This is a genomic window from Robinsoniella peoriensis, assembly GCF_000797495.1.
GTDB classification, from domain to species: Bacteria; Bacillota; Clostridia; order Lachnospirales; family Lachnospiraceae; genus Robinsoniella; species Robinsoniella peoriensis.
In genome coordinates this window covers 481629-506773 of sequence record NZ_JTGN01000005.1, presented here as the reverse complement: position 1 = coordinate 506773, position 25145 = coordinate 481629, and the positions used below count along the sequence as shown (strand labels likewise).

Below are 25145 nucleotides of genomic sequence, written 5' to 3'. Positions count from 1 at the left end.
GCGGTACCAATGGCATCTGGCGAAGCTTGCACCCAATGAGTTTTATAAATTTGTCATCACTGGAGAATATCCACTGGATGTTCCCAAAATACCTGCGCATCCGGTCATAGCCAAAAAACCGGAAGAACTTGGATGCCAATTATATCAGAAAAATACGGATAGTTAAAAAATTTCATAGAATACCATGACATTTAAAGAGGTGTACCTGTATGCAGGATACTTTGGAAGTAAAGGTGCGAAAAAAGTGCCCCACTTTTTAAAATGTCCTTGACAAAGGGTACAGTTCATTTACTTACCTTTTCGAAGTGTTTTTTGGCGGATAGTATTCGACTGGCTCCCATCGGATACTAAGCGGGCAGTGAGCTGCGAAATGCATCAGGATTTCGGAGCGAATGCCCGCGTGCCGCCAAAAAGCGCTTCGGAAAGGTTAGAAAATACCAGTTCTGCAGCCAGCTGACGGAGTCCATGCCAGTTTCCCACACCCATCTTTCCGTACACTACCTACATCTACAAAGCGTCTTAATCAGCTAAACCTCAATTTAAGAAACTGTTCGCTCTAGTACAGAATCTTATAGTAATGGTATAATGTCTTTATAAGAAACCAATCTTAAAAGGGGAAAATAATGAAAAAGAAAAATACAATAGTAATAGGTATCATCGCTATCATTGTTATAGCAATAGTATTTAGCGTTTATTTGTATACGCGACCAGTATCGCTGGGTAATATCAACCGTAATTATAAGGAGCAGACAACGATAACTTCTAGCATTTCATTTTCAGGCAAGGCGGGTGACAGAATAAAATTTTCATTTAGGTCCAACATAAAAAATGGTGATTTAGATATAATTTTATTTGATTCAAAGGAAAATGAAGTTTATAAATTGGCGAAGGCAACAGAGCTGGAAACTTTTTTCACATTGGATAAAGCAGATACCTATACGGTAGCTGCAGAGTGTAGTGACTTTATAGGAGGATTTAAGATTAGAGTATACGAAGCAGATTAAAAACAGTTTCTTTTAGATTCTATATATACTAAAAACTCAAGTATTTTATTGTCTGCTTGAAAGGTATCAGTTCAGCTTAAATCATTTTAAACCGATACCTTTCAAAACTTCATTGGTTGTGATTCCGGCACAGTCATATTCAAGCTCATGCAGGCCCAATGGTAATAGTGCCGAATTCGTTTAGCAGTAAAGCAGCCTACTTCTATTTGCTTTTTTCCGTACAATGACATTCACTGGAAGTGCAGGTACAGTTAGGATTATAGCCACTGGCACATGCTTCGGTACAGGTACAATGCCATCTCTTTAACTCCGGGAAAAAACTACACATAAATTCACGTGCTTCTTCTTCCGTTTTATTCTGCTCTTTCAATATACCGGATTCTTTCATATGCTTTACACTGATTTCAATCATTTCGTTCATAGTGCAATCACTGGTAAATTCACCGTCCTTGTAACAATAGATACAGTAATCCTCATTTAACCTTTCATTTTTGTCTGTGCCTAAAACGTCCGTAGATTCAAGGGGCATACCACAACTTTGGCAATATTTCATCTTGCTCATAATTAATTCCTCCAATATTATAGAAAACTTTTCCTAATAATATCATATGTAAATATACATTGTCTATTTATTATTATTGCATTTTTTACCAGGGGCAAAAGGGAAGGCAGTAGATGTGAATCCTGTCTGTTTTGCTATGGTAAGTTGTAGGGATTTCCTTTTCAAATCAGACAGACCACTTGCATTTATACAATTTTTATAAGAAACTAAAATTATTGAAATTGCACAAAATTTAAATATGATTTACTATAATATTAGTCAATAGAGATAAAGGCTGGTTGGTAAAAACAATAGGAGGTAAACAAATGAAGGGAACTTTGAAATGGAAGGGAATTGCGTTAACAGCAGCTATGGCAATGTGTATGACCGTCGGATGTTCATCAGGTGAGAACAAAAAGGTGGAAGATACCACAAAGGGAACACAAGCAGTAAACACGGAAGAAGCGGATGCTTCCGGTGATTCAGCTGAACTGAAAATTGGAAGGATTGAACTGGATCTGGCAATGCCTTATCAGCAGGCAGATGCGGCGGCATTTGAGCAATATGCTCAGCAAAAGGGAATCAAGGCAGTCGTATTGGATGGAAAATCCAGCCCGGAAACCATTGCCAGTTCAATGGAAGACTTAATTGCGAAAAAAGTAAATGGCATTATCGTCCAGGCAAACGATGGGGAAGCAATCAGCCCGTTTGTACAGCAGGCACAGGATGCGGGGATACCGGTGCTTACGTTTGTAAATGCCTCTAACGTACCGGGACCGAATGCTTATCTGGCGGAATATGATATCTCATATGATTTAGGCGCAGCAACGGCAAAAAGATGGATGGAATTTCACCCCAATGAACCAGTTAAAGTGGCAACACTGGGAATACCGGCAGCACCGGTAGTGGAAAAGGACAGATGTGATGCGTTTATAGAAGGAGTGAAGTCGGTTGCCGAAGATGCGGAAGTGGTGGCAAGACTCGACTCGGCAGGCGTGAGGGATCAGGCGGTTTCAGCAGCAGAAGATCTCCTGCAGGCACATCCGGATGTCAACGTAGTACTGGGCGTAAATGGAGATGCGGCTCTTGGAGGCATTGCAGCATTTGAAGCTGCAGGAAGGGGAAAAGCAATTGACGGAGTTCCCCAGACAGAGATTTTTGCCAGTGTTGACGGTTCAGAGCAGGAGATGGTGAAGCTGGCTGATCCCAACTCGTCAATGAAGCTTTGCATGGCTCTTCCACCAAAGGATTTCGCAGAACAGCTAACGGATATAATGCTGGACTGCATTAATGGAAAAATTGATTATAAGCAGAAACAGGATATCAATATGTATGATGTGATGTTTGACTATTGGAATACCTCAGTAGATGAACTGCAGGAGTTCTTGGATGTGCAGTATCAGACTAAAATAAATATTAAAAAAGAACTGGGGCTTGAGGGGTAACGATATGAATGAAAATATTGTGGAAGTCAGGAGCCTCTCCAAGAAATACCCCGGAGTGATGGCATTAAAGGATGTCAATTTTGACATTCAGAAGAATACCGTACATTGCATAGTGGGGGAAAATGGCGCTGGTAAGTCTACCTTTATCAAGATTATGACCGGAGCAATCCAGCGGAGCGGCGGAACTATACTCTACAATGGGAAAGAGTATGCCGCAAAAAATATTAAAGATGCTATGAATGCCGGAATGAGCGTTTTATATCAGGAACTGAATGTGGTGGATGATCTTACGGTACAAGAAAATTTAACCCTGGGCATAGAAGAATCGGTACATGGGATATTAAAATACGGAAAAGCCTCTGAAAAGTTGTTTCAGGTACTAAAGCAATTTGCACCGGAGATTGATTTATACAGCAAAGTTGAAACGCTCAGTGTTGGTAAGAAACAGATTATAGAAATCGCCAAGGCAGTTGCGCTGGAGACGGATCTGATTATTATGGATGAGCCTACAGCTGCGATTTCGGAGAAAGAGGCGGAACGTCTGTTAGACATTATCCGCACTTTAAAGAAGCACAATGTAACGGTTATTTATATTTCACACAGGCTGAATGAAATTATGGAATTAGGAGATAACGTCACTGTATTCCGGGACGGCAGGGTAATTGGTACAAAAGCGGTAGGAGACCTGGAGTCACAGGCGGAGCTTATACGGATGATGATTGGCAAAGTAGTTGCCCAGGAATATATTCCGGGCAGTGTGGACAAAAGCAAGGTTGTTCTCTCGGCGAAAAATATTACAAATAAAAAACTGAAGGATATTAATTTTGAACTGTATAAGGGGGAGATTCTGGGATTCTATGGGCTGGTAGGTTCGGGTAAGACAGAGATCTGCAGGGCGGTTTATGGAGTGGATAAATGCAGCGGATCAGTGGAAATTAATGGTGAGGCAGTGAAGAAGCAGAATGTAGTCAGCAGAATCAGGAAAGGGCTTGCTCTGGTTCCGGAGGAGCGCAGGACGGAGGGACTGTTCACACAGTTATCCATTAAAGAAAATATTCCTTACATGAGCATACATAAAATATCCAGATATGGGATTGTACAGAAGCGAAAAGAACGTCTGATGGCAAAGGCATATATGGATAAAATGAGAATTGCTGCTACAGGTGAAGAACAAAATGTAGCAAGCCTTTCCGGTGGAAACCAGCAGAAAGTAGTGCTGTCAAAATGTATTGCATCCAATTGCTCGGTATTGATACTGGATGAGCCAACCCGCGGAGTTGATGTAGGGGCTAAGGAAGAAATCTATTCTCTTATCAGGAAAATAACAAAAGAGGAAGAAGTGTCTGTCATGGTTATGTCATCGGAGCTGCCTGAAATTCTGGGTATCTGTGACAGGATTATCCTGCTGTACGAAGGAAAAATTGCGGCGGAATTTCCCAACGGGCAGGAAACAGACAGCAGAAAAATTATGCATATTGTGACAGGGGGAAGCTCGAAATGAACAAAGGTGTAAATACAGCAGAAACGTTGGAACGTAAGATTTTTCCAGGCAAAAGGAAAATGTCTGCGGCGGGGAACCAGGGAATCATTATACTGGCAATATTAATTATTATTATGTTTGCACTCTCTATGATGTCTCCGGAATTTTTTACGTATACGAATCTTATGAATGTAACAAGACAGGTGGCGACAGTGGTGATTGCAGGAAGTGCGGTGACGCTGTTAATGATTGCCGGCTGTATGGATCTTTCCGTAGGCAGTATCATTGCCTTTTCCGGAGTAATGTGTGCAAAATCTGCAGTAGCAGGAGCACCCATGCCAGTGGCAATTCTGATTGGAATGCTTTTTGGGGCATTGATTGGATTAATTAACGCATTGATTGTGGTGAAGCTAAAGATTACACCGGTAATCGCTACTCTGGGAACAATGTATGCAGCAAGTGGGCTGGCATATATTCTCTGCGGCGGAGTTGCAATCACCTCTGGGATCCCATCCAGTTTTAAAGTGATCGGAACAGGTTATATAGGTCCGGTTCCGATACCTCTTTTGATCTGTGTGGCAGTAGTGGCTGTCTTTGTCTTTATCCAGAAGAAAACAGTACTTGGAAAATATGCAGTGGCAATAGGCGGTAATAAGATGGCGGCGCAGCTCTCCGGAATCAATGTGGGAGGATATACAGGAATCTGCTTTGTGCTTTCGGGATTGATGACAGGACTTGCGGCATGTCTGATGGCATCCAGACTGGGGGTTGGACAGCCAAATACGGGAAGTGGGTTTGAGTTTGACGTAATTGTAGCAGTTGTTCTTGGCGGAACCAGTCTTTCCGGTGGAAAAGGCTCTGTTCTTGGTATGGTAACCGGAGCATTTATTGTAGGCTTTCTTTCAAATGGATTAAATCTGATCGGGGTGCAGTCCTTTTGGCAAAGCGTATTTAAAGGAGCAGTATTAGTCGGCGCTGTTGTGCTGGATGGGGTTTTGAAGAACAGAATGAAATAGGGAGGACACAAGAATGACATCGAGAGAACGAATTTTAACAGCAATCAACCACAAAGAAGCAGACCGGGTACCAAGGGATCTTGGCTCCACGCCAAGCTCTAATATTTCGGCTATTGCTTATAATAATGTAAAAAAGGAACTGAAGTTAAAGGGAGGACATACCAGAATCTATGATGTTTGCCAGCAGGTAGTTATTCCCGAAGAAGAAATTCTGGAAAAGTTTAAAATTGATATTGTGGATATCGGCAGAGCATTTAATACGGAGGAGTCTGACTGGAGAGATATTGTACTTTCCAATGGAAGCACAGCTCAGTATCCGGTATGGTTTCATCCGGTTAAGCAGACGGACGGTCAGTATTTTGCATATTTAAAGGATGGCAGGCTGTCGGCCAGAATGCCGGTAGGAGCTACTTTTTTTGATCAGGTGCTGTTTCCATATGCAGATGGTTATCCGGATAATTTTGACAATCTTGCACAAGATCTTGCATCCGTACAGTGGAGTGCTTTTACCCATAGTCCCTGGGATCATGCAGGGGAGCCGGATTTTTGGACGAAAATGAGGGAAAAGGCAATGACATTAAGAGCAACTACAGACAAGGCAGTAATGCTTGTCATTGGCTGCAACCTATTTGAGTGGGGAACTTTTCTGAGAAGAATTGATAATTTTATGATGGATTTGTACCTGGAAGAAGACAGTGTATTCAAACTGGTGGATGCTTTACTGGAGATCCATATGGAAAATGTCAAAAAGGCATGCCAGTATTTGGGGGATGTAGTGGATGTCATTAGATTTGGAGATGACCTGGGAATGAATACCGGTCCGCTTATGAGTCCGGACTTGTATCGTAAGTATTTTAAAAAGGGACATAAACAGATGTTCCGTTATGTGAAGGAGCATTCGAATATGAAGACTTTCCTCCATTCCTGTGGATCGATTTACCGTATGCTTCCGGATCTGATAGATTCCGGTCTGGATATTATTAACCCGGTACAGACGAGTTGTTTTGAGATGGAACCGGGGCGTCTTAAGAATGAGTTTGGAAAGGATATTACTTTCTGGGGAGGTGGAGCAGATGTGGTGAGCCTGCTGAACAGGGGAACGCCTGAGCAGGTCAAAGAGGATGTAAAGCGAAGGCTGGACATTTTTATGAAAGACGGCGGATATGTATTTAACAGCATTCATAATCTGATGCCTGACCACAGAGCGGAAAATATTATTGCCATGTATGAGGCAGTTGACGAATTCGGGGGATATTGATATGGGTAAAAGAAAATTTATATATATCACACCTTTTATTGAGGAAGATTTTTTCACCGGGGTGAAGCTGGGAATTGCGGATGCGGCAGAAATGCTTCAGGTGGATGTATTATTTACAGGAACCCCGGATGCGGACTGCAAGGCTTTGTCAGGGCTGATAGACAAAGCGGCATGTGAAAAATATGATGGCATTGCAGTCAGCCTCGTAGATGAGGAGGCACTTACTCCGGCAGTGAACCGGGCGGCAGAAGCAGGGATTCCTATTGTGGCATTTAATATCGGAAGAACAAAGGAAGCCAAAGTATTATCCTCTGTCTGCCAGGATGCTTATAGAGCAGGATGTGAAGCCGGAAGGCGCCTTAAACCGGGGCTAAAAGAAGAAGGTAAGATCCTGTTTACCCTGCATGACGATGTGGAGGTGTTAAGACTGAGACTGGATGGGATGCAGAGTGTGATTGGTGAGTGCAGTATGACGGTAATGGTTTCCGGCAACACACCTGAGCTGGCAAAGAAAGCCATCATTGCAGAGCTGGAACGTGATCAGACTATTTGTGCCGTGATTGGGACCGGTCAGTCCGATACCCATGGTGCAGGATTAGCAGCAAAAGAGTTGAAAGGCAAAAGAGATTTCTATGTAGCGGGATTTGACGAATGCCCGGACATCCTGGATATGGTTAAGGATGAAACAATTGATTTTACCATAGACCAACAGCCATACGTACAGGGATTCTATCCGCTTGTACAACTCTTTCAGAATGCAGTGCATAAGATTATGCCGTCAGATATCAATGCAGGAAATGTGGTAATTGACAAAACCAGAATGATTAGTGGATAATGAATTCCAACAGGATGTGCTTCTGATAGACAGGCTGCGACAGCAGGCTGTCTATCAGAGCATATTTTCCTGATATTAAAAATACATAGTGATACTGCGGGGGAAGGCTATGAGAGGGAATTCTAATGATACGGAAAAAATTAGAGTAAAGAAATATTTTGCGGGCCATTTTCTGAATAAAGTATTTTTGGTATACCTTATGATCACTATATTTTCAAGCATTGCGCTGCTGTATATATTATCGGAAAATCTGCAGACCCTCAAGTATAATGAAACATTAAAGATGAGTAATCAGATTCTGACAACAGTGAGCAGCTTTATGCGGAACAAATTTGATGCAGAAAAATCTATATTTCAAAGGTTTATCGGAACTACGGAAAAGTGGGATGAAGTAACGAAAGCGCTTATGAGAGATGCAGAAGCGGAGAATATTGACGGCCAGGAGGAGGTGAGGCAGGATTTTTCCAAGATAGCCTATTCCATTGACGGGCAGTTTTCCGGCATTTATGCTTATAGCAATGAGAATGGAAAGATTTTACAGCTGGGAAACAATATGAATTTCAGCGACTATTATTATTTTGAAACTCTGACAGACAGCATACAGGAAAATAAACTACCCTGTCGGCTGGTTACCAGCAGAGGGAACCATTTAAACAATATGTTTTCGGTTTTTCTGATTGATGTAATCAATCATCCAAAAGACTATACGAAAGACATCGGGCTCATCGGGATTTCTTTCAATGCCAGAAACATCCGGCAATCCTGCCAGGAATTTGATCCGTATATGAAAGGGCAGATTTACATACTGGACGGGAACGGAAAAATTGTCTATGATTCAAAAGCAGAATATCTGGAAGAAAAGATACCGTTTGAGAGGCTGGAGAATAAGAACACAAAATTTATGTTGGGAGACCGCATATACAATTCTATCTATAATGAACATCATGAATATTATGTGGTGAATCTGATACCAATGGAAGAAATCAGACAGGATGTGGCCATATTACAGGAGAGTATTTTTCGTATTATGATTATTGTGATTCTGCTGTCACTGGTATTGACTTTTTTTAGTACACGATATTTTTCTGCCCGGTTACGTACCATTAAACTTACCATAGACCAGGTAAAGAATGGAAAATTAAGCGGATTTCATGAGGAAAAGCAGGTTAGGGATGAAGTAGGATATATTTATCGGGAACTAATTGATATGTGTGCCACACTGGAGGAATATATCAATAAAGAATATGTATATCAGCTGAGACAGAAGGAAATGGAGCTTTATGCCTTACAGGCTCAGATAAATCCCCATTTTCTTTATAATACCCTGGAATCGATCCGTATGAACTTGTATGTTAAGGGGGAGAAAGAAGCCAGCAAAATGATTTATATTTTATCGGAAATGTTCCGGAATATAATGAAAAAAGGTGCGGTGGTATCCGTCCGGGAGGAGATAGACTATGTGAATTCCTATCTTGAACTTTACCGGTTTCGTTATGGAATCAGGATGAAATATGAAGTGGAGGCAGAAGACGTAGCATGCAGTTACGCTACGATTAAGCATATCCTGCAGCCCATTATCGAAAATGCACTGATCCATGGCATTCAGGACAGCGGAACAGCAAGTGAACCGGCGAGTATTCTGATAAAGGCCTGTCAGGAGGGTGAAGATATTATATTTACAGTTGAAGACGATGGGTGCGGGATTACGGAAGCCCGTTTAACAGAGATTCGCAGTAAACTTGCCGGAGATGATATGTTTCAGGAATCCGTAGGAATTTATAATGTAAATAACCGGCTTCGAATTGTCTATGGTGAGAATTACCGTCTGCAGATTGAGAGCCGGGAAGGTGCGGGAACGAGAGTGACTGTTAGAATCATAGCGATGCGGAAAAAGGAGTTGGAAGATTATGTACGAGGTCTTAATTGTTGATGATGAGCCCATGATCTGCGCAGGTCTGGAAATGATGGTAGATTGGGAAAAATATCATTTTGCGGGAATAAGAAAGGCTTATAATGGAGCAGAAGCATGTGAGGAAATTGAGAAAAAGGTACCGGATCTGCTGATAACGGATATCAGGATGCCCAAGATGGACGGGATAGAGCTGCTTAAAAGTATACGGGAGAGGGAACTGGACATCCGTATTATAGTGTTGAGCGGATATGATGATTTTGAATATGTGCGTGCTATGGCTGTGTTGGGGATTGAGAATTATCTGTTAAAACCAGTTAACGAGGAAGAGATTAATCTCAATGTTTCAAATGTGAGCCATAAGATACAAAAGGAAAAAGAAATGAAGCTGCGTTCCCAGATGGATATCAGCATTATTAAAGAGAATATTATTAATCGGTGGCTCTATGGGGCGATTGGTGAAAAAGAGCTGCAAGAGAGGGCTGATTTTCTGGAATTGAATCTGGAGGCAGAGAGGTATCAGCCGTTTCTGCTGCGAAAACTTGGGGAGGAAATACAGGACAGCCAGGTGAAAAATGATATTTACGGTATCTGCGCCAGTGTTTTGCGGGAATGGCAGGAATGCTATTATTGCCAGAATCATGCGGGGGATACTATCGTAATATGGAGTTTTGCGGGAGGAACGGGAACGGATACCGTGATTGATGAATGTCTGAATAAAGTAGAACGGGAAACGGGAATCAAACTGTATGCCATTGTGGGAAACGAAGTAAAGAGCTGTTTTCGTGTAGGGAATAGTTTTCGGGAAGCTGAAAAAAATGGCATTTACAGAAATGAGTCAGGAGCAGACAGATGGATTGCTGGAAGCGACCTGGAAAGAAATCTTGCTCCTTTTACTATACGAATGGCAAAATATGCTCTGGAACATTACCACGAAGAGCTGTCACTGAAAATACTTGCGAAACATTTTAAAGTCAATGCAGCTTATATAGGGCAGAATTTTCGAAAAGATACAGGAAAGTCTTTTTCTGACTATGTAAGGGAGATCAGAATTAAAAAGGCGAAAGAAATGCTTTTGGGCCATGATAATACGGCAAAAGAGATCGGGGTAAAAGTAGGGTTTCTAAATGATGCTTATTTTTCAGCTACTTTTAAGAAAGAAACCGGATTGACCCCTGCAGAGTACAGAAAGGAATTTTTAAAATGATGCCGGGATGGGGAAAAAAAGCAGCTGTAGTGCTGGCTGTAATGGGAAGCTTTTGCACGGCAGGATGTACGTTAAAAGCGCATTTGCCAGATGTTCAGAATTTTCAGCATAAAGCGCAGACGGGGGAGGAAGAGAATGTCATTACTTTGACAATGTTCATACAAAACCAGTCTAAATATACAGGGCTGCAGGAAGATCCTGTAGCGAAGTATATTGAGGAGAAGTTTGGTATCCGCCTGGAACTGACGGTAGATGCCAGCCTGGGAAATACATCAGCGCATACGGGAACCTTTTACGATCTGCTGCAGACGAAGCTTATGAGCAATGATCTGGATGACATCATGTATTTTGGATCTCCCGCTGAAAATCATGAAGTCTGGGATAATCTAAAAAAAGCAGCAAAAGGGGGATTGATTCTGCCTCTGGATGAACTGGCTAACGAATATGCTCCGGGCATTTCAGGGGATCCAAGACTTGCTGTCCGCAACGAATACAGGCGAAAAGCAGTATATGAAGACGGCGACTACTATAGTCTGGGAGGACAGGGCGGAGTTTGTGCGGATCAGCTTCCGGGAGCGGCAGCCTGGGTGCGGTGGGACATCTATTCAGAACTGGGGTATCCGGCTGCTGCGACGGATGATGAATTTTTAAAACTGCTGGAGGAGATGCAGAAATATTATGTGAGTACACCCTCAGGAGAAAAGGTATATGGGTTTGGTGGGGCATTTGGCGAAGAGGGTTTGGGTGATTCTTTTATACTCCGGGACTATCCATTAACAAAGGGATATGAGGCGGTAGGAGGAAATTATGCAGTATATCTGAATCACGCGGAAAAGACAATAGAAGATCCGCTGACAGATGCAGACAGCTTTTTCTGGAATGGGGTAAGGTTTTATTACAAAGCAAATCAAATGGGGCTCCTGGACCCGGATGCAGCAGATATGAAGATTTCGGAATATAAGAAAAAAATAAACCAGGGTGTCTATCTGGCATCTTTAAATGGATGGCAGGTGATGGAGAAAGAGTCCATTCTTGCCGGGAAGGGAATGAAGGATGCCGGCTACATGCCGATAAAGCCTTTTGAGGATGTGAAGACAGTGCCTGTTTATTGGGAACGTGTCCTGGGTCTCAATGAATTTGCGATTTCCGGCAAATGTAAGCACCCGGAAAAAGCAATGGAATTTTTGGACTGGTGTTTTTCAGAAGAAGGCTCCCGTGTTATTACCCAGGGAGCAAGGAATCTGGCTTGGGAGGAGCAAGAAGGGGAAGAGGTGCTTACAAAGCAGTACGAAAGAGATGATTCACTGGGAATTACAGATATGGCGGAGGTATACGGAACGGGCAAATATACCGGGTTAAATGGATATTCCGGCAGAGATCTGGATAAAAAAGGTTCTTATATACAACCGGAGTATAATACAGATCCCAGCGGTTATTCTGCAGTAGAAAAAGATGCCCTTTCTTTTTATGGTACGAAAAGTTTTTATGAGTATTTTAGCAATTATACAAATGGAAAAGGAGAACGGCTGCCTAATATCATATGGTCATCCTATCTGACAGAAATAGGAAATCCACCGGAGGAAATTATAAAAAAATCTGACCGCATCAATGCTTATATGAATGAAGCGGTATTTCGCTGTATCTATGCTGCAGATGACCTGGAATTTGAAGAGTTAAAGAGGGAGACCATGAAAGCGGTAAAAGAGCTGGATGCCAACGGGGTTACGCTTTGGTACAGCAGCCGCTTTCAGGAAGTGAGAGAGGGTATAGACGGTTTAATGGACGAAGCACTTGAAGCATATAGAAAATAACATAATTATTTATTCTTTAAATAATTCGTTGGTGTAACTCCATAATATTTTTTAAATACAGTATTAAAATGCTTTACCGATACAAAACCAGTCTGCTCCGCTATGGAATAAATCCGAATATCCGGATTTTGGCGTAATAGCCTCACAGCCTGTTCCATTCTGATTCTCAAAATAAATTTGGAGTAGGGTTCCTTCAGTTTTTTATGAAACAGATCGCTTAAGTAACTGTTGGTTACCCTGCAGTGGTCTGCAACATCAGATAATGAAATATTCTCCTGGTAATGGGATAGAATAAATTCTTTTGCAGCTGTAACGATTTGCATGGATTCCGGCAGAGCAGGTTTGGATTCCAGCCCAATCAGGGTGCTGATTGCATTGCTGATAATCTGAGTGGCAGTGGATTCTTCGGGCAGACCGGCAGGAAGCTGGGTATTTACCTGTCTGGTCAGCTCATCATATGCTTTGCGTATATAGGGCAGATTAATATTGGATCTTTCGCTGATATATTGAATCAGATAGGAACCATACCGAAGTACCGAGGAAAAACTTTTTGTTTCCAGAAAAAGGGTACAGAAAATTTTTACGTCAATGTACAGTTTATCTATGGATTGTATCAGGTAATCGGTGATAATGTTCTCGCTGATCCTGTGTATTTTTTCCTTGAAAGCGGCATGCTGTTCAATGAGCCCCGCTATAAGCGGATAGTTTTTATCAATCAGCGTAATGGGCAGCATATCGTAAATACTTTGCATGGAAAGAGGCAGATCCATAATATCGGTTACCGTTTTTCCGCAGATGCCGGTTAACCTGGGCAATTTTTGTTCTTGGGATTTTTTTTCTATTTGTAAGTACAGCCTGCTCATGTTTTGTATAAGCTTTGTTTCGGTGTCTTCACTGATTAGTATGAAAGTGGAACCATTTGCATTGTAAAGAGTCATATATCCATATTCCTCACAAATGTCCTGAACAATTTGATTAAGTTTTAAATGATCTGTCGTAACATCAATTGCAGTATTGTTTTTCAGTATAAGATCCAGTTCATCGATCGTACATTTTAAGATGCATCCGTATGCGGACATCAATGACAAGTCCGAGTCCTCCAGCTTTTTGAAAAGTTCATATGTCATTTTTGTATTTTCCTCAATGATGGATAATAACAGCTGTTTTTTCATCTCTGCCTCGGAGGACAGATTTCCCTGGTCCAGGAATTGGGAGAGATTCTGTCCTTTCAGACGTTCTGCAATAGTCTCCAGAAGGTCTGTCAGTGTCTGATCCACTAACGGTTTTAATAAATAATCGGTAACTTGATATTTGATTGCTTTTCTGGCATATTCAAAATCATTGTAACCGGAGATAATAATGACTGCTATAGACGGAAAATTTTCATGGATATATTTTGCCAGACTTAGTCCGTCTACTTCCGGCATCTGTATATCAGTAATAACTAAATCATAGTGCTGCTTCTTCAGCAGTTCCATAGCCTCCAGCCCATCTTTTGCAATTCCGCTGACCCGGAATTTGTTTGTAAATGCAGGAATGCAGCTGGCGAGATATGTACGCATAAGCGTTTCATCATCAACTACTAATACATGATACATTGTTATTATCCTCCTTCCTTTTCTGCATATCTCTTTCTGGGAGATATAGGGTAACGGTGGTTCCTTTCCCGTAAGAAGAGATCAGTTCCAGTTCTGCTTTTTCTCCAAATTTTAAATAAAGTCGTTTCCAGATATTTATCAAACCAATGTTTCCCAGAAGTTCGGTGGTATCTTCCTGATGATGCAGTTTAATATCCTGAATATGTTTTTTTACGTTCTCCAGAGTTTCCGGCTCCATACCCAATCCATTATCAGAGATTCGGATCTGGTATCCATGGGCAGTCAGCTTGGAAGAAATCAGAATGCGGGTTGCCCCTCTTTTGGGTTCACAACCGTATTTTACCGCATTTTCGATCAAAGGCTGTATGGAAAGAGATGGAATTTGGCAGGAATACAATTCTTCTTCGATATCTATATGGTAAGTCAGTTTGTCCTCATATCGCAGCTGCATGATGGATAAATAGGATTGACAGATCTGTATCTCTTTTTCAATGGAAATTTCCTTGTCAATGTTCATTATTCCGCCCAGATAATAAGAAAAGGATTCAATAGCATGTACGGCTTTGGAATTTTCCCTGCATTTTATCAGAAGACTGATGGTATTTAAGGTGTTGTACATAAAATGAGGTTTTATCTGGCTGCACAAGGCATTGTACTGTGACTCTTTATATAGATATTTAGTTTCGTAAACTTCCTTGACGAGCTGAGTATTTCGGGTCAGAAATTGCTGAAGATTCTGAACCATTTTGTTAAAAGAAGCGGCAAGATAACCAATTTCATCCTGATTTTTTACAGCTACCTGAATCTCCAGATTTCCATTTTCCACTTCCTTCATAAGACCAATGATTTCAAACAGTGGGGTTAGAAATTGTTTAATAAAAAGTGCAAAAAATGCAATTGTAAGCAAAATACAGGAAAAAGCCAGAAGGATTGTTTTCTCCAGATTATCTTTTATGGGCTGCATTAATTCGCGGTAAGAATTTAAAGCAATTATTTTTAAACCGGAAGAAAATATAGAATAGCTGTTAACCAGGTACTTGTTTCCAAGTGAATCCACCAGAAAACGATCATTCGGATTGGTATCCGGGTTAATATGTTCTGCCAGTGAAGGTTCCGTAAGTTCAGAAGTCTGGTAGATAATCTGATTATCATCATTCAAAATAAAAAGGGCGCCGTCATTTTTTAATTCCACACGGTCACATATTTTCTTGATTCCGGTATAGTCAGCATCAACTTTCATGACACCCAGAATTTTTTTATTATCCTGTTTGCTTCGGATCTGTCTGACGATGGAGAAGATCGGAGTTTTCTTATTTCCAAATGCCTTTTCTAAATGAGGCGGTATATAAATCGGTTTGGTAGTTGACAATGCTTCCCGGTACCAGGAGCTTTCCGGGTAGGAATCATAATCTGACATTTCATAAGGGGTTCTGGTATATGCATAAATATGATCTTCATTCATCATATAAACCCGCAGTATTTCATCCCTTGGCAGTGTCATTACGGATGACAGAAAGTTCTCAATTTTCCGTTTGGAATTCAATTGTTCCTGCGGCGTACCAGAAGCTTTTTCAAGATTTTCAAGTATAGTGTCATTATAGTAAGGGGCTAAAGTCAGCCGGTTTAATTCATCAAGGTAAGTGTTTATATTTGAGCCGGCCTGTTCAATGATCTGCTGAGTCTGATTAATTGTCTGTTTTGTCAGCTGCCTGGAATACCAACGGTAATTCAGAAAGGAAACAACCAGTACAATGAAAACGGTGAATAGGCAGATCATAAAAATAAGTTTTGTACGAAACGTTGGATGTCTGAAATGTTTCATAATAATTCCCTTTCCCTTTCATTTGCAGTTCTTTTATTATATTATTATACAGTCTGAATAAAATGGCAAGCGCCGGTTCACAAATATAAAAAACTGAAACCATGATCTAAAATATATGGTATTTAATACTGAAAAAAGGAATGTTAAGATGAAATCATCAAATAAACATTTTCAGGTACGGATATGTTACCTGACATATGAAGGAGGAACGTAAAATGAAAAAGAACAAAATTACAGCATTGGCTCTTGTATCTGTGATGGCATGCAGCAGCCTCGCCGGCTGTGGGAATACCGGTGAAGCACCTGAATCCGCCACTTCTAAAAATGCTGAAAAAGTGAACATTAAACTCTTTACCGGAAAAATTGAAACCATTGATGTGATGAATGAAATTATTGATGATTTCAATAAATCACAGGACAGAATTACTGTGGAACAGGAGTATCAGAAGGATGCAAGTAATATAATTAAGATTAAATTTGCATCCAATGAAGTACCGGATATCATGACAACATATGAACAGGGATTTGTGGATGAAGGCAAGTATATGGACTTGTCTGATCAGAATGAATGGTGGGACAGAATGTCGCCGGAAATGAAAGAGGCTTGTACCGATGTCAACCAGGAAAAGGCATTTCGTGTATGTACTAATATGACCATGGCAGGATTCTTCTATAACAAAAGTATTTTTAACGATCTGGGTATGAAAGAATTTCCCGCGAAATGGGATGATTTCGAAAAAGCCTTAGAGAAAATCAAAACGGAAAAACCGGATGTAGTTCCATGGTTCATTTTCGGAAGTGAAGCCTGGCATCTGGGACATTTGATAGAATTTATCCCACACGGTTATATCAAATCTACGCTGGGGACACTGGATGCAAAAAAAGCAATGCTTAAAAATGACCAGAGCAAACTGCGGTTTGCAGACAGTAATGGAGCGATGGCTGTTTTTGCAGATAAGATGAAGAATCTACAGGATAAAGAGCTGATCAACAAGGATGTTCTGACGGCAACCAATGATAACTGTGTACAGGATTTTGTCAGTGGAAAGACTGCGATGTTCAGCAATGGTATGTGGGCAATCTCCAGTATACTGGATGCCAATCCGGACATGGAGAACCAGATGGGGTTTGCACCTTATCCGGCTTATATGCCAGACTCCAGCCCGGTTGTATTAAGCGCAGAAGATTCGGGTTATTCTATTTCTGCAACAACAGAACATAAGGAGGAATGTATTGAATTTTTAAATTTCCTGTTTCAGCCGGAAAACCAGAAGAAATATTGTGAAGCGGCAAAAGCTCCCAGTGCATTTCAGGATGTAACTGCTGAATGGGCACCGAAAACAATCGCAGATGAGGTAACCGCGGCATTAAAAAATGCAGTGAATATCGGTTATACCAATGAAAAACCCGCAGGATTTTCTGGTGACGACGCAGGCAGGCTGCTGCAAAATCTTTTTGCGGGCCAGTATACACCGGACGAATTTGCCAAAGCTTATGCACAGGCATGGAACGATGGTTTTGATAAAAAATCAGAATAATTTCAGTTATACTGAGCGCAGACATTTTTCAGATATACTCCGGGAAAGAGAGGGGTCAGAATGAGACGGTACAAAATAGGATTACACCAGTTTATGGCAATCCCGGCATTTACATTATTTTTTGTGTTTTTTATCTATCCGCTGATCAAAGGAATTGGCATGAGTTTTACCGACTGGGATGGCATAGGGAAAGCAAATTTCATAGGATTTCAGAATTTTATAGATTTTTTCAGGGATGAAAGGGCACTATCCGATATAAAGACGACGGTTTTATTTGCATTGGGAAGCGCTCCGCTGCTGAATATCATTGGTCTGTTATATGCTCTTTTATTGAATTCGTCCTTTAAGGGGAAATCTGCAGCCAGAATGTGCATTTATATGCCGGCAATTATCAGTCCTTTAATCATGGGTTACATATGGTATCTTCTGCTTCAGCCCGGACGGGGTTTTCTCTTTCACCTGGCGGATCATGCAGGCCATCCGGAATGGTTTGGAAACTGGATGGGAGGATATGGGACCACACTTTTGGTTCTTATCCTTGTAAATGTATGGCAGTATGCCGGGATGACTATGGTTATCTATCTCGCAGGGCTCCAGGGGATTTCAAAGGAATTGTATGAGGCTGCAGAAATTGATGGAGCAGGTAAAATGAAATGTTTCCGTTATATTACCTTACCGCTGCTGGGACCATCAGTAAGAATCAATGTGATTACCAATATTATAGGTTCTCTTTCTGTATTTGATATTGTAATGTCACTGACCGGAGGAGGACCGGGGTATCAGACGGAGACACTGAGCATTTATATTATGAGAATGTGTTATGGAAGTAAGACCGGTTATTCTACCGCTGTTGCAATGATTATGTTTGTAATTGTACTGATTCCGGTTGCTGCATCTTTGCGTCTCATGAAAGAAAAAGAATAGGGGGAATTCGATGTGAAAAAATTATCTTTGTGTGTTCGGTATCTGGCAATTGCCCTGATCAGCCTTCTATGCCTGACACCCTTTGCCATACTGCTGATCCTTTCGCTGAATACGCCCCAGCGTAATTTTTATGACGGCAATATGTTTCTTCCGGATTTTTATTTCCTGAATTTTATAGAAGGATGGAAACAGTCTCATATAGGAAGGGCCATGATTAATTCCGGAATAATCACGCTGCTTGCAATCTTATTGATCGTCATACTGGCAACTATGGCGGGATACGCTATCGCGCGGTTTTCCAATAAACTGAATAAATCTATATTTGCGATACTGCTTTGCTGTATGATGGTACCGGGGATTATTAATACAGTTCCGCTGTATAGCCTAATGATTCGCATTAAGGCGGTGAATACCTTGTGGGGAATGGCATGTGTATGTGCCACCCTGGCAATTCCCCAGGCGGTTTTTGTATTCACTGGTTTTATCAAAGCACTGCCGGGAGAAATCGAGGAGGCAGCCATAATAGATGGATGCAGCTATTTCCAGGTGTTCTGGAAAATTATATTTCCGCTGCTGAAACCCTCCATATCTGCTGTGATTATATTAAATGGATTCGGGATATGGAATAATTATGCCCAGTCTGTTTTCTTCCTGCAGGACAGCACAAAACATAATGTTCCCCAGGCGCTGTCTGTCTATTTCCAGCAGTTCGCAGGGGCAAAATGGAATCTTCTGGCAGCAACTGCAGTTATAGCAATTATACCGGTTGTTATTGTGTTTTTAGTTTTTCAGAAGAATCTGATGCAGGGGCTGACTGACGGTGCATTGAAAGGATAGATAGATCAGATTAGTGGAAAGGATCAGGTATATCGACAGGATAGAAGTAGACAGGAGGAAAAAATGATGGATTTATATCCGCTAAAGGCGCAGTATCTAAGGAATGAAGAAATTACTTTACGTCTTGAATTGCAGGAGGAAAAATTTAATAATGCCGTGATTCAGATTTATATGCTGGAGAAAGAGGAATTAGTAAAAGAAATACGAACCCTGTCGGAAGTCACCGACATCCGTATAGGGGGTTTTGATGAACCATTTGCCGGATATGGCGTGGAGGCTTTGCTCTATGGAGAACATGGAACGGAAATTCTGGAGACAGCATTTGATGTTGCAGATAATCCCAAACGTTCCCTGCGCTATGGCTTTGTCAGTGATTTTGAGGAAAAAGACACAGATAATGGAGCGATAGAGCAGTTAAGAAAATACCATATAAATATGGTGCAGTTCTATGATTGGTCTTACCGGCATGACACCCTGGTTCCGCCTCATGACGTTTATCAGGATATGATGGGAAAACAGATTGATTTCAGGACGGTCAAAACTAAAATAAAAACAGCCTCCGGGTATGGCATGAAGTCTATGGCATACGGGGCAGTCTATGCCGCTTCCGGGGACTTTTATAATAGCCATAAAAATTGGGCTTTTTATAACGGAAACCAGGAAGTATTCCGTTTTATAGATGTTTTTTATATTATGAATATAGAAAGGGGGGCGCCCTGGAGAACCCATTTAATCGAACAATATAGGGATGCAATTGTAAGAGCGGGATTTTCAGGAATCCACATGGACACTTACGGGTTTCCAAAAACTGCATTTTCCCATTTACAGGAACGGCCGAAACTTGTGAAACTGGATCAGGAATTTGGCGGACTGATCGATGAGACACGGGAGGAACTGCAGAAAGCGGTGGATGAGCCTTGTCTTGTTTTCAACAACGTGGGAAACTGGCCGGTTGCTGAAACAGCAAAAAGTACAGTGGATGCAGTATATATTGAAGTATGGTCCCCCTATGACCGCTATTACCATATTAAGCAGCTGATACAGGAAGCAAAGAAGTTGTCCGGGAACAAGAAACCGGTGATTCTGGCTGCCTACCTGGCACCATTCCGTACGGAAGATTCCTTTTCGGCGGCTAATGCAGCATATATTCTCACAGCAGCCATTGTTTCAAATGGTGGATATCATCTGTTGATAGGAGAGAATAATGCAGTACTGACACAGGGATATTATGGTGATTATAGTATTATGTCAGATGAGACAGCGGCAGTTATGCGTAAATATTATGACTTTATGATACGCTATCTAAATCTATTTTATGACAGTACGTTACAGGATGTATCCATGACCCATATTGGATGGGATAATTATGAATATCAGTGTGGATTTGAAAACTGGAGTGTAAACGGAGAAGCGGGTAAAGTCTGGATTACGATCCGGGAAAATGAAAGATTCAAATGTCTCTATTTAATAAATTTATGTGGCTGCAGCGAAGATAGCTGGAATAAAGGGAAAGCAGTACCTTTCAAACAGAAGAATCTTACTTTTACTGTGAATGTGGATGGTGATATCCAGGGAGTCTACTGCGCAAGCCCAGACAGAGATACTTGTAAAAGTAAATCATTAGAATATGCTTACATTGATAATGAGAAAGGGAAATTTATTAACTTTTCAGTAGAGGAACTTTCCGTATGGACGGTTCTATTTATTAGACTTTAATGTGATAAAAGAAACATCTGGAAAAGCGAAGCGTTAAAAAACCGGGATGAAACAGCCAGGGAATGTGCTGTTTTCCCGGTATTTTTGTGCACCTGTTTTAGAATATCATACTTTATCATAGATGCCTTTTAATGTGTACTGATCTAAAATATGTCCGTCCATCGCCCGGTATAATTCGTTCAGGAGAAATCCGGAATCTAAATGCAGCAGCATATCAAGTGCAAAAACGTGAAGTTCATAAATGTGTGCCTGATCAGGAGGAGTCATACCGCTGTAATAGCAGGAGAGTTCCTTTGACTGGTTATTTCCCTGCATGCTGGTCCAGCTGTTGACACCCTGGGTAAAGTCGGTTGCTGTCTGGCTTTCATTTGCATTTATTACATTGCGTGTAATATCAGCCGCCAGCCAATGCACCCAGACGAAGCCCCCGGTGACAGGATAGGCATCTTTGTCTTCCAGAACAAGAGCAAATGATGCAGTCCCCTCCGGTGCATTTTCAATCCTGAATGGCAGGGAATAGGTGGGAATGCCATTTTCATTAAATTGGCTTCCTCGGCCGCCATAAGGATCTTGTATGATTCCATTTATAATTCCATCACTTGTTACTACCATATTGTTACCTCCTTGCTGTATTGGTTAATGCCATTATAGCAGTGGGAGGATAGAGCGTAAATTACCCACTTTTTTGTGGGTATTATTCCGCAGTAATGCCTTTTTCTGTTAACATATCATCCTTACCATTTTTCTTTAGATAGTCAATTCCAATATGCTGCAGGATTTTTAATGCCTCTAAAATCTGAAGCCCCATGTCGTCAGTAAGGGAATATTCAACATGAAGAGGATATCCCTCATAAGATTTCTTTTCTACCAATCCATATGTGATCAGCTCTTTCAGCTGTTCTAAAAGCATTTTCTGCGTAATACCGTCGATATCCTTTTCCAGTTTGGCTAATGAAGTGCCTCCCAGACGCAGCCGCCATAAAATAATTGTTTTCCACTTTCCCTTTATCATGTCATGTACCAGTTCTAAAGGGCAGGTATATTCATCACGAATTTTCATAAAAATGTCCTCCGTCAATAATTGTTTGCCAGCATTTATACCGCAAAGTGGGGCGTGCAGATGGATGAAATGAATTTAAAACACACTTTGGCATAAATGATTCTCTGCAATAAATGATTGCTGCATTATTTCCACTACAGTAACATGAAAAGGATGGGGTTTCAACTGAAAATGATCAATTTGTTTTAAATTAATCCTCTTTCAGTAAATACCTTTTTGGCAGCCTGAATGGCATTTAATACTTTGGCAAATCCGGTATAGGGAATACATTGTAAAAAGATAACCCCTCTCTGTCATAAATTTCTCCAAATGCGAATTCTACAATGTATCTTCCCAAATCGGGTGATATGGAACTTAGAGACTGAATCACTGCTTCGCCGCCAATGCCGTCAATTCTTTTCAAATTTTCCATACCTGTTTCAAATCTAGTTTTCTCCATTTTCTTTTTCCTCCAAATCATTTATAATCATAAGGATATGATTTAGACTATACTCTAAGTCAAGCACTTTTTTGCTGAGAAAACCATCTTTCTGTACACTACCTACATCTACAAAGCGTCTTAATCAGCTAAACCCAGAGATACCTGATAATGTAAATAAGAGGAAAGCAGGAAAATATATGACTATCGGAAAATTTTCAAAGATCACAGCAATCAGTACCTATACACTACGTTACTATGAGAAGAAAGGTTTAATCCATGTGAATCGGGATTCTGCCGGACGGCGGGATTACTGTGAAAGTGATATGGAATGGGTGAAATTCATACAGCGGTTGAAAGAGACGGGAATGCTTTTAAGAGATAACAGGCATTATTCCGAATTAAGGTATGAGGGAGATGCAACTATGGGCGAAAGAATGGAACTGTTGGTCTTTCATCGGAAATCTGTGGTGGAGGAAAAGAAGAGGTGGGATGAATACCTGAAAAACCTGGATGGAAAGATTGCATTTTACCGGGATAACATTCAGTGATACCAAAATAGCATAAAAAACATATAAAACCATATAAAAAAACATGAAAAATACGGAGGAAATAATGGAACGCTACTATTATAATCATATGAACAAAATACAACAGAAGGTGTACCAGGCAATGAAAGCTGGTCTTTTGACAATGGACTCCGCATTCCAAGTTCCGAGGCTTGAGGTACGGGAATTGGGAGAGATTTTTTTCAAACTGAGGCTGGATTTTCCTGAAATATTCTATGCGGTGGGGCTTCAATACCGTTTATATCAGGGCTCCACTAATGTGGAGGTTATCCCGGAATATTTGTTTGAGAAAGGAAAAATGAAAGAACATCAAAAGGCAATGAATGCCAGAATCACAAAGCTTGTTCGCCCTGCCCAGTCCCTGCCGGACTTGGAAAAGGAGCTGTACATTCATGACTTCATCTGTAACAATGTCCGCTATGACAAACTGAAAAAACCGTATTCCCATGAGATCATCGGTCCGCTCGGCCAGGGGGTAGGGGTGTGCGAGGGCATTGCCAAAACGGTAAAAATTCTCTGTGATGCTCTGGGAATCTGGTGTATCATTGCAATCTCAGAAGCCAATCCGGACAAGAAAATCAAGTACCGGCATGCCTGGAATATTATCAGAATGGACGGTAAGTATTATCAGCTGGATGTAACCTTTGACAACACCCTTGGACACGAAGGGATCATCAGATATGACTATTTTAATCTGGAGGATAAGCAATTTTTCCGGGATCATGAGCCGGTCATTTATGAGGCACCTGTCTGTAATGATGGGAACCATTTTTATTACCGGGAAAAAAAGCTGTCTTTTACAAAGACGGAGGATGTGGCTAAGAGGACGCTGCAAGCTATCCGAAAGGGGAGGCCATTGATTTTCCATTGGAGGGGCGGCTACCTGACCAGGGAGGTTTTGAATGAACTGCTGTTATTGCTGGAACAGACGGCGCGGCAGAAAGGCAAACATGCCAGGACGAGCCTGAACTGGCCCCAGGCGGTTTTTTACATAACTTTTACCGATGAATCTATGGTAGAAGAGGTTATAGTAGAAGCTGCCAATGAAGGCGAGTTATGAAATGTCGTGAAGCTCAGATTACCATTTGTCATCCCAAAATGACCAGTTGTCGCAGCAGCATTGACTTTACCATTTTGAAATGGGATAATCCGTTTATCCACAAGGCATGGAGCGTTAAAGCATAGATCAATAAGCTTTGAGCAATGCATCCGTAAGCATTTAGGAATTTAGGAAGGGAACCATGAAAATACAACTTTTGATTGATAAGAAATATAAGCAGCCGGAAATTCATATATGCAGTGATGAAAAGAACCATATTACAGACAGCCTTGTTCAGATTATCGGGCAGGCAGTCAATTTGACATTGACCGGATATCAACAGAATAGCGCTGAAATTCTACCATGTGAATCTCTCATCCGCATTTATTCACAGAGTAAGAAAGTTTTTGCAGTTTCGGATACCGGCACCTATCAGCTGCGAGAGAGGCTGTACGAACTGGAGAAAATCCTGGATGACAGCCACTTTGTTAGAATATCAAATTCCGAAATTATTAATATCAGGAAAATACGGCGGCTGGATACAGATATCGTAGGAACCATACGGATTTATTTTAAAAATGATACAGAAACATATGCATCCAGAAGATACGTTTCCAGAATCAAACATGCTTTGGGAATATGAGGTGAATTCTATGATAAAACGGGTTATTTATAAAGGACTGAGCAGCTTCTCCTATGGTGTAACCATTAATCTTATTTTTGGGGTCATACTGATTTTTACAATCGGAGAGGGTAAAACCGCTCCGGTGGTTCCGGAATTTGCAGCACATTTTCCATCCGATCTGTTAGCTTTTGCCGTACAATGCCTTTTGATCGGCATCACTGCAATGTCATTTGCTATGGGGACGGAGATAATGGAAATAAAAAGCTGGAGTCTGGTAAAGCAGAGCATTGTATATTTTATAGTCACAGCCGCTGTCTGGGTGCCGGTAAGTATGTTCTGCTGGGGGTTTGGAAAATATTTGCAGTCAACAGTCACTGTTGTATGCAGTTATGTAACCGGATATGTCATAAGCTGGTATGTCCAGTACAGAATCTGCCGCCAGGATATAGATGCTATTAACCGGAAGCTGGAAGAAATGAATCAATCATAAAAG

The 25145-nt window shown here is 41.2% G+C and carries 25 protein-coding genes; 18 read left to right on the top strand and 7 right to left on the bottom strand.

What is annotated here, in order from left to right; all coding sequences use genetic code 11:
• Positions 1-375: 375 nt before the first annotated feature.
• Positions 376-498, bottom strand: a complete 123-nt coding sequence (locus tag QR40_RS32580; protein ID WP_255348096.1) for a hypothetical protein — start codon at positions 496-498, stop codon at positions 376-378.
• A gap of 125 nt (positions 499-623) precedes the next feature.
• Here QR40_RS32580 and QR40_RS13055 point away from each other — a divergent pair, with 125 nt between their 5' ends.
• Positions 624-1004, top strand: a complete 381-nt coding sequence (locus tag QR40_RS13055; protein ID WP_044295396.1) for a hypothetical protein — start codon at positions 624-626, stop codon at positions 1002-1004.
• A 202-nt stretch (positions 1005-1206) separates the two neighbouring features.
• On the opposite strand, the gene QR40_RS13050 is transcribed toward QR40_RS13055, so the two are convergent.
• Positions 1207-1566, bottom strand: coding sequence for a zinc ribbon domain-containing protein (locus tag QR40_RS13050; RefSeq protein WP_081998894.1), 360 nt, complete (start codon positions 1564-1566; stop codon positions 1207-1209).
• A gap of 305 nt (positions 1567-1871) precedes the next feature.
• Here QR40_RS13050 and QR40_RS13045 point away from each other — a divergent pair, with 305 nt between their 5' ends.
• The 8 genes from QR40_RS13045 (at position 1872) to QR40_RS13010 (ending at position 12506) form a co-directional block, all read left to right on the top strand.
• Positions 1872-2990: a sugar ABC transporter substrate-binding protein gene (locus tag QR40_RS13045; protein ID WP_044295395.1), complete on the top strand. Its 1119-nt coding sequence runs from the start codon at positions 1872-1874 to the stop codon at positions 2988-2990.
• Between the two features lie 4 nt (positions 2991-2994).
• On the top strand, positions 2995-4491 hold the full coding sequence (locus QR40_RS13040; protein ID WP_044295393.1) for a sugar ABC transporter ATP-binding protein: 1497 nt from the start codon (positions 2995-2997) through the stop codon (positions 4489-4491).
• Positions 4488-5486 carry an ABC transporter permease gene (locus tag QR40_RS13035; RefSeq protein ID WP_052377663.1) on the top strand — a complete coding sequence of 333 codons (999 nt, stop codon included), beginning with the start codon at positions 4488-4490 and terminating at the stop codon, positions 5484-5486. The genes QR40_RS13040 and QR40_RS13035 overlap by 4 nt, the downstream gene beginning before the upstream one ends.
• 13 nt (positions 5487-5499) lie before the next feature.
• Positions 5500-6744, top strand: coding sequence for a uroporphyrinogen decarboxylase family protein (locus QR40_RS13030; protein ID WP_027292598.1), 1245 nt, complete (start codon positions 5500-5502; stop codon positions 6742-6744).
• A gap of 1 nt (position 6745) precedes the next feature.
• Positions 6746-7579 (top strand): substrate-binding domain-containing protein, encoded by an 834-nt coding sequence (locus QR40_RS13025; protein WP_044295391.1) that lies wholly within the window; start codon positions 6746-6748, stop codon positions 7577-7579.
• Positions 7580-7862: 283 nt separating this feature from the next.
• The gene (locus tag QR40_RS13020; protein ID WP_160295807.1) at positions 7863-9509 is read left to right on the top strand and encodes a sensor histidine kinase; all 1647 of its coding nucleotides are present in this window, start codon (positions 7863-7865) and stop codon (positions 9507-9509) included.
• Positions 9487-10695 carry a response regulator transcription factor gene (locus QR40_RS13015; protein ID WP_027292601.1) on the top strand — a complete coding sequence of 403 codons (1209 nt, stop codon included), beginning with the start codon at positions 9487-9489 and terminating at the stop codon, positions 10693-10695. The genes QR40_RS13020 and QR40_RS13015 overlap by 23 nt, the downstream gene beginning before the upstream one ends.
• Positions 10692-12506 carry an extracellular solute-binding protein gene (locus QR40_RS13010; RefSeq protein WP_044295387.1) on the top strand — a complete coding sequence of 605 codons (1815 nt, stop codon included), beginning with the start codon at positions 10692-10694 and terminating at the stop codon, positions 12504-12506. Before QR40_RS13015 ends, QR40_RS13010 begins: the two co-directional genes overlap by 4 nt.
• Positions 12507-12511: 5 nt before the next feature.
• Here QR40_RS13010 and QR40_RS13005 read toward each other — a convergent pair whose 3' ends face one another.
• Entirely contained in the window at positions 12512-14104 is a 1593-nt protein-coding gene (locus QR40_RS13005) for a response regulator (RefSeq protein WP_044295385.1), read from the bottom strand.
• Positions 14082-15926 carry a cache domain-containing sensor histidine kinase gene (locus QR40_RS13000; protein ID WP_027292604.1) on the bottom strand — a complete coding sequence of 615 codons (1845 nt, stop codon included), beginning with the start codon at positions 15924-15926 and terminating at the stop codon, positions 14082-14084. The genes QR40_RS13005 and QR40_RS13000 overlap by 23 nt, the downstream gene beginning before the upstream one ends.
• Before the next feature lie 215 nt (positions 15927-16141).
• On the opposite strand from QR40_RS13000, the gene QR40_RS12995 reads away from it, so the two are divergent.
• The 4 genes from QR40_RS12995 (at position 16142) to QR40_RS12980 (ending at position 20941) form a co-directional block, all read left to right on the top strand.
• Positions 16142-17464: an ABC transporter substrate-binding protein gene (locus QR40_RS12995; RefSeq protein ID WP_027292605.1), complete on the top strand. Its 1323-nt coding sequence runs from the start codon at positions 16142-16144 to the stop codon at positions 17462-17464.
• Between the two features lie 60 nt (positions 17465-17524).
• Positions 17525-18388 (top strand): carbohydrate ABC transporter permease, encoded by an 864-nt coding sequence (locus tag QR40_RS12990; protein ID WP_027292606.1) that lies wholly within the window; start codon positions 17525-17527, stop codon positions 18386-18388.
• A 12-nt stretch (positions 18389-18400) separates the two neighbouring features.
• Positions 18401-19225 (top strand): carbohydrate ABC transporter permease, encoded by an 825-nt coding sequence (locus tag QR40_RS12985; RefSeq protein ID WP_044295384.1) that lies wholly within the window; start codon positions 18401-18403, stop codon positions 19223-19225.
• A 63-nt stretch (positions 19226-19288) separates the two neighbouring features.
• Complete coding sequence (locus tag QR40_RS12980) at positions 19289-20941, top strand: glycoside hydrolase family 66 protein (protein WP_063837576.1); 1653 nt, start codon at positions 19289-19291, stop codon at positions 20939-20941.
• Positions 20942-21046: 105 nt separating this feature from the next.
• Here the strand turns inward: QR40_RS12980 and QR40_RS12975 are convergent, their stop codons facing one another.
• The 3 genes from QR40_RS12975 to QR40_RS12965 form a co-directional block, all read right to left on the bottom strand.
• A complete protein-coding gene (locus QR40_RS12975; protein WP_044295382.1) occupies positions 21047-21553 on the bottom strand; it encodes a YbhB/YbcL family Raf kinase inhibitor-like protein in 507 nt (168 codons plus the stop codon).
• An 82-nt stretch (positions 21554-21635) separates the two neighbouring features.
• Positions 21636-22001, bottom strand: a complete 366-nt coding sequence (locus QR40_RS12970; RefSeq protein ID WP_044295380.1) for a winged helix-turn-helix transcriptional regulator — start codon at positions 21999-22001, stop codon at positions 21636-21638.
• A 235-nt stretch (positions 22002-22236) separates the two neighbouring features.
• Entirely contained in the window at positions 22237-22440 is a 204-nt protein-coding gene (locus tag QR40_RS12965) for a carboxymuconolactone decarboxylase family protein (RefSeq protein WP_330373734.1), read from the bottom strand.
• A gap of 179 nt (positions 22441-22619) precedes the next feature.
• Between QR40_RS12965 and QR40_RS12960 the strand changes: the two genes are divergently transcribed.
• The 5 genes from QR40_RS12960 (at position 22620) to QR40_RS12945 (ending at position 25142) form a co-directional block, all read left to right on the top strand.
• Entirely contained in the window at positions 22620-22970 is a 351-nt protein-coding gene (locus QR40_RS12960; protein WP_044295378.1) for a MerR family transcriptional regulator, read from the top strand.
• A gap of 64 nt (positions 22971-23034) precedes the next feature.
• A complete protein-coding gene (locus QR40_RS12955; protein WP_044295376.1) occupies positions 23035-24048 on the top strand; it encodes a transglutaminase domain-containing protein in 1014 nt (337 codons plus the stop codon).
• Positions 24045-24173, top strand: coding sequence for a hypothetical protein (locus tag QR40_RS32575; RefSeq protein ID WP_255348061.1), 129 nt, complete (start codon positions 24045-24047; stop codon positions 24171-24173). The genes QR40_RS12955 and QR40_RS32575 overlap by 4 nt, the downstream gene beginning before the upstream one ends.
• 56 nt (positions 24174-24229) lie before the next feature.
• Positions 24230-24670: a LytTR family DNA-binding domain-containing protein gene (locus QR40_RS12950; RefSeq protein WP_027292613.1), complete on the top strand. Its 441-nt coding sequence runs from the start codon at positions 24230-24232 to the stop codon at positions 24668-24670.
• Between the two features lie 10 nt (positions 24671-24680).
• A complete protein-coding gene (locus QR40_RS12945) occupies positions 24681-25142 on the top strand; it encodes a DUF3021 domain-containing protein (RefSeq protein ID WP_044295374.1) in 462 nt (153 codons plus the stop codon).
• Positions 25143-25145: the final 3 nt, after the last annotated feature.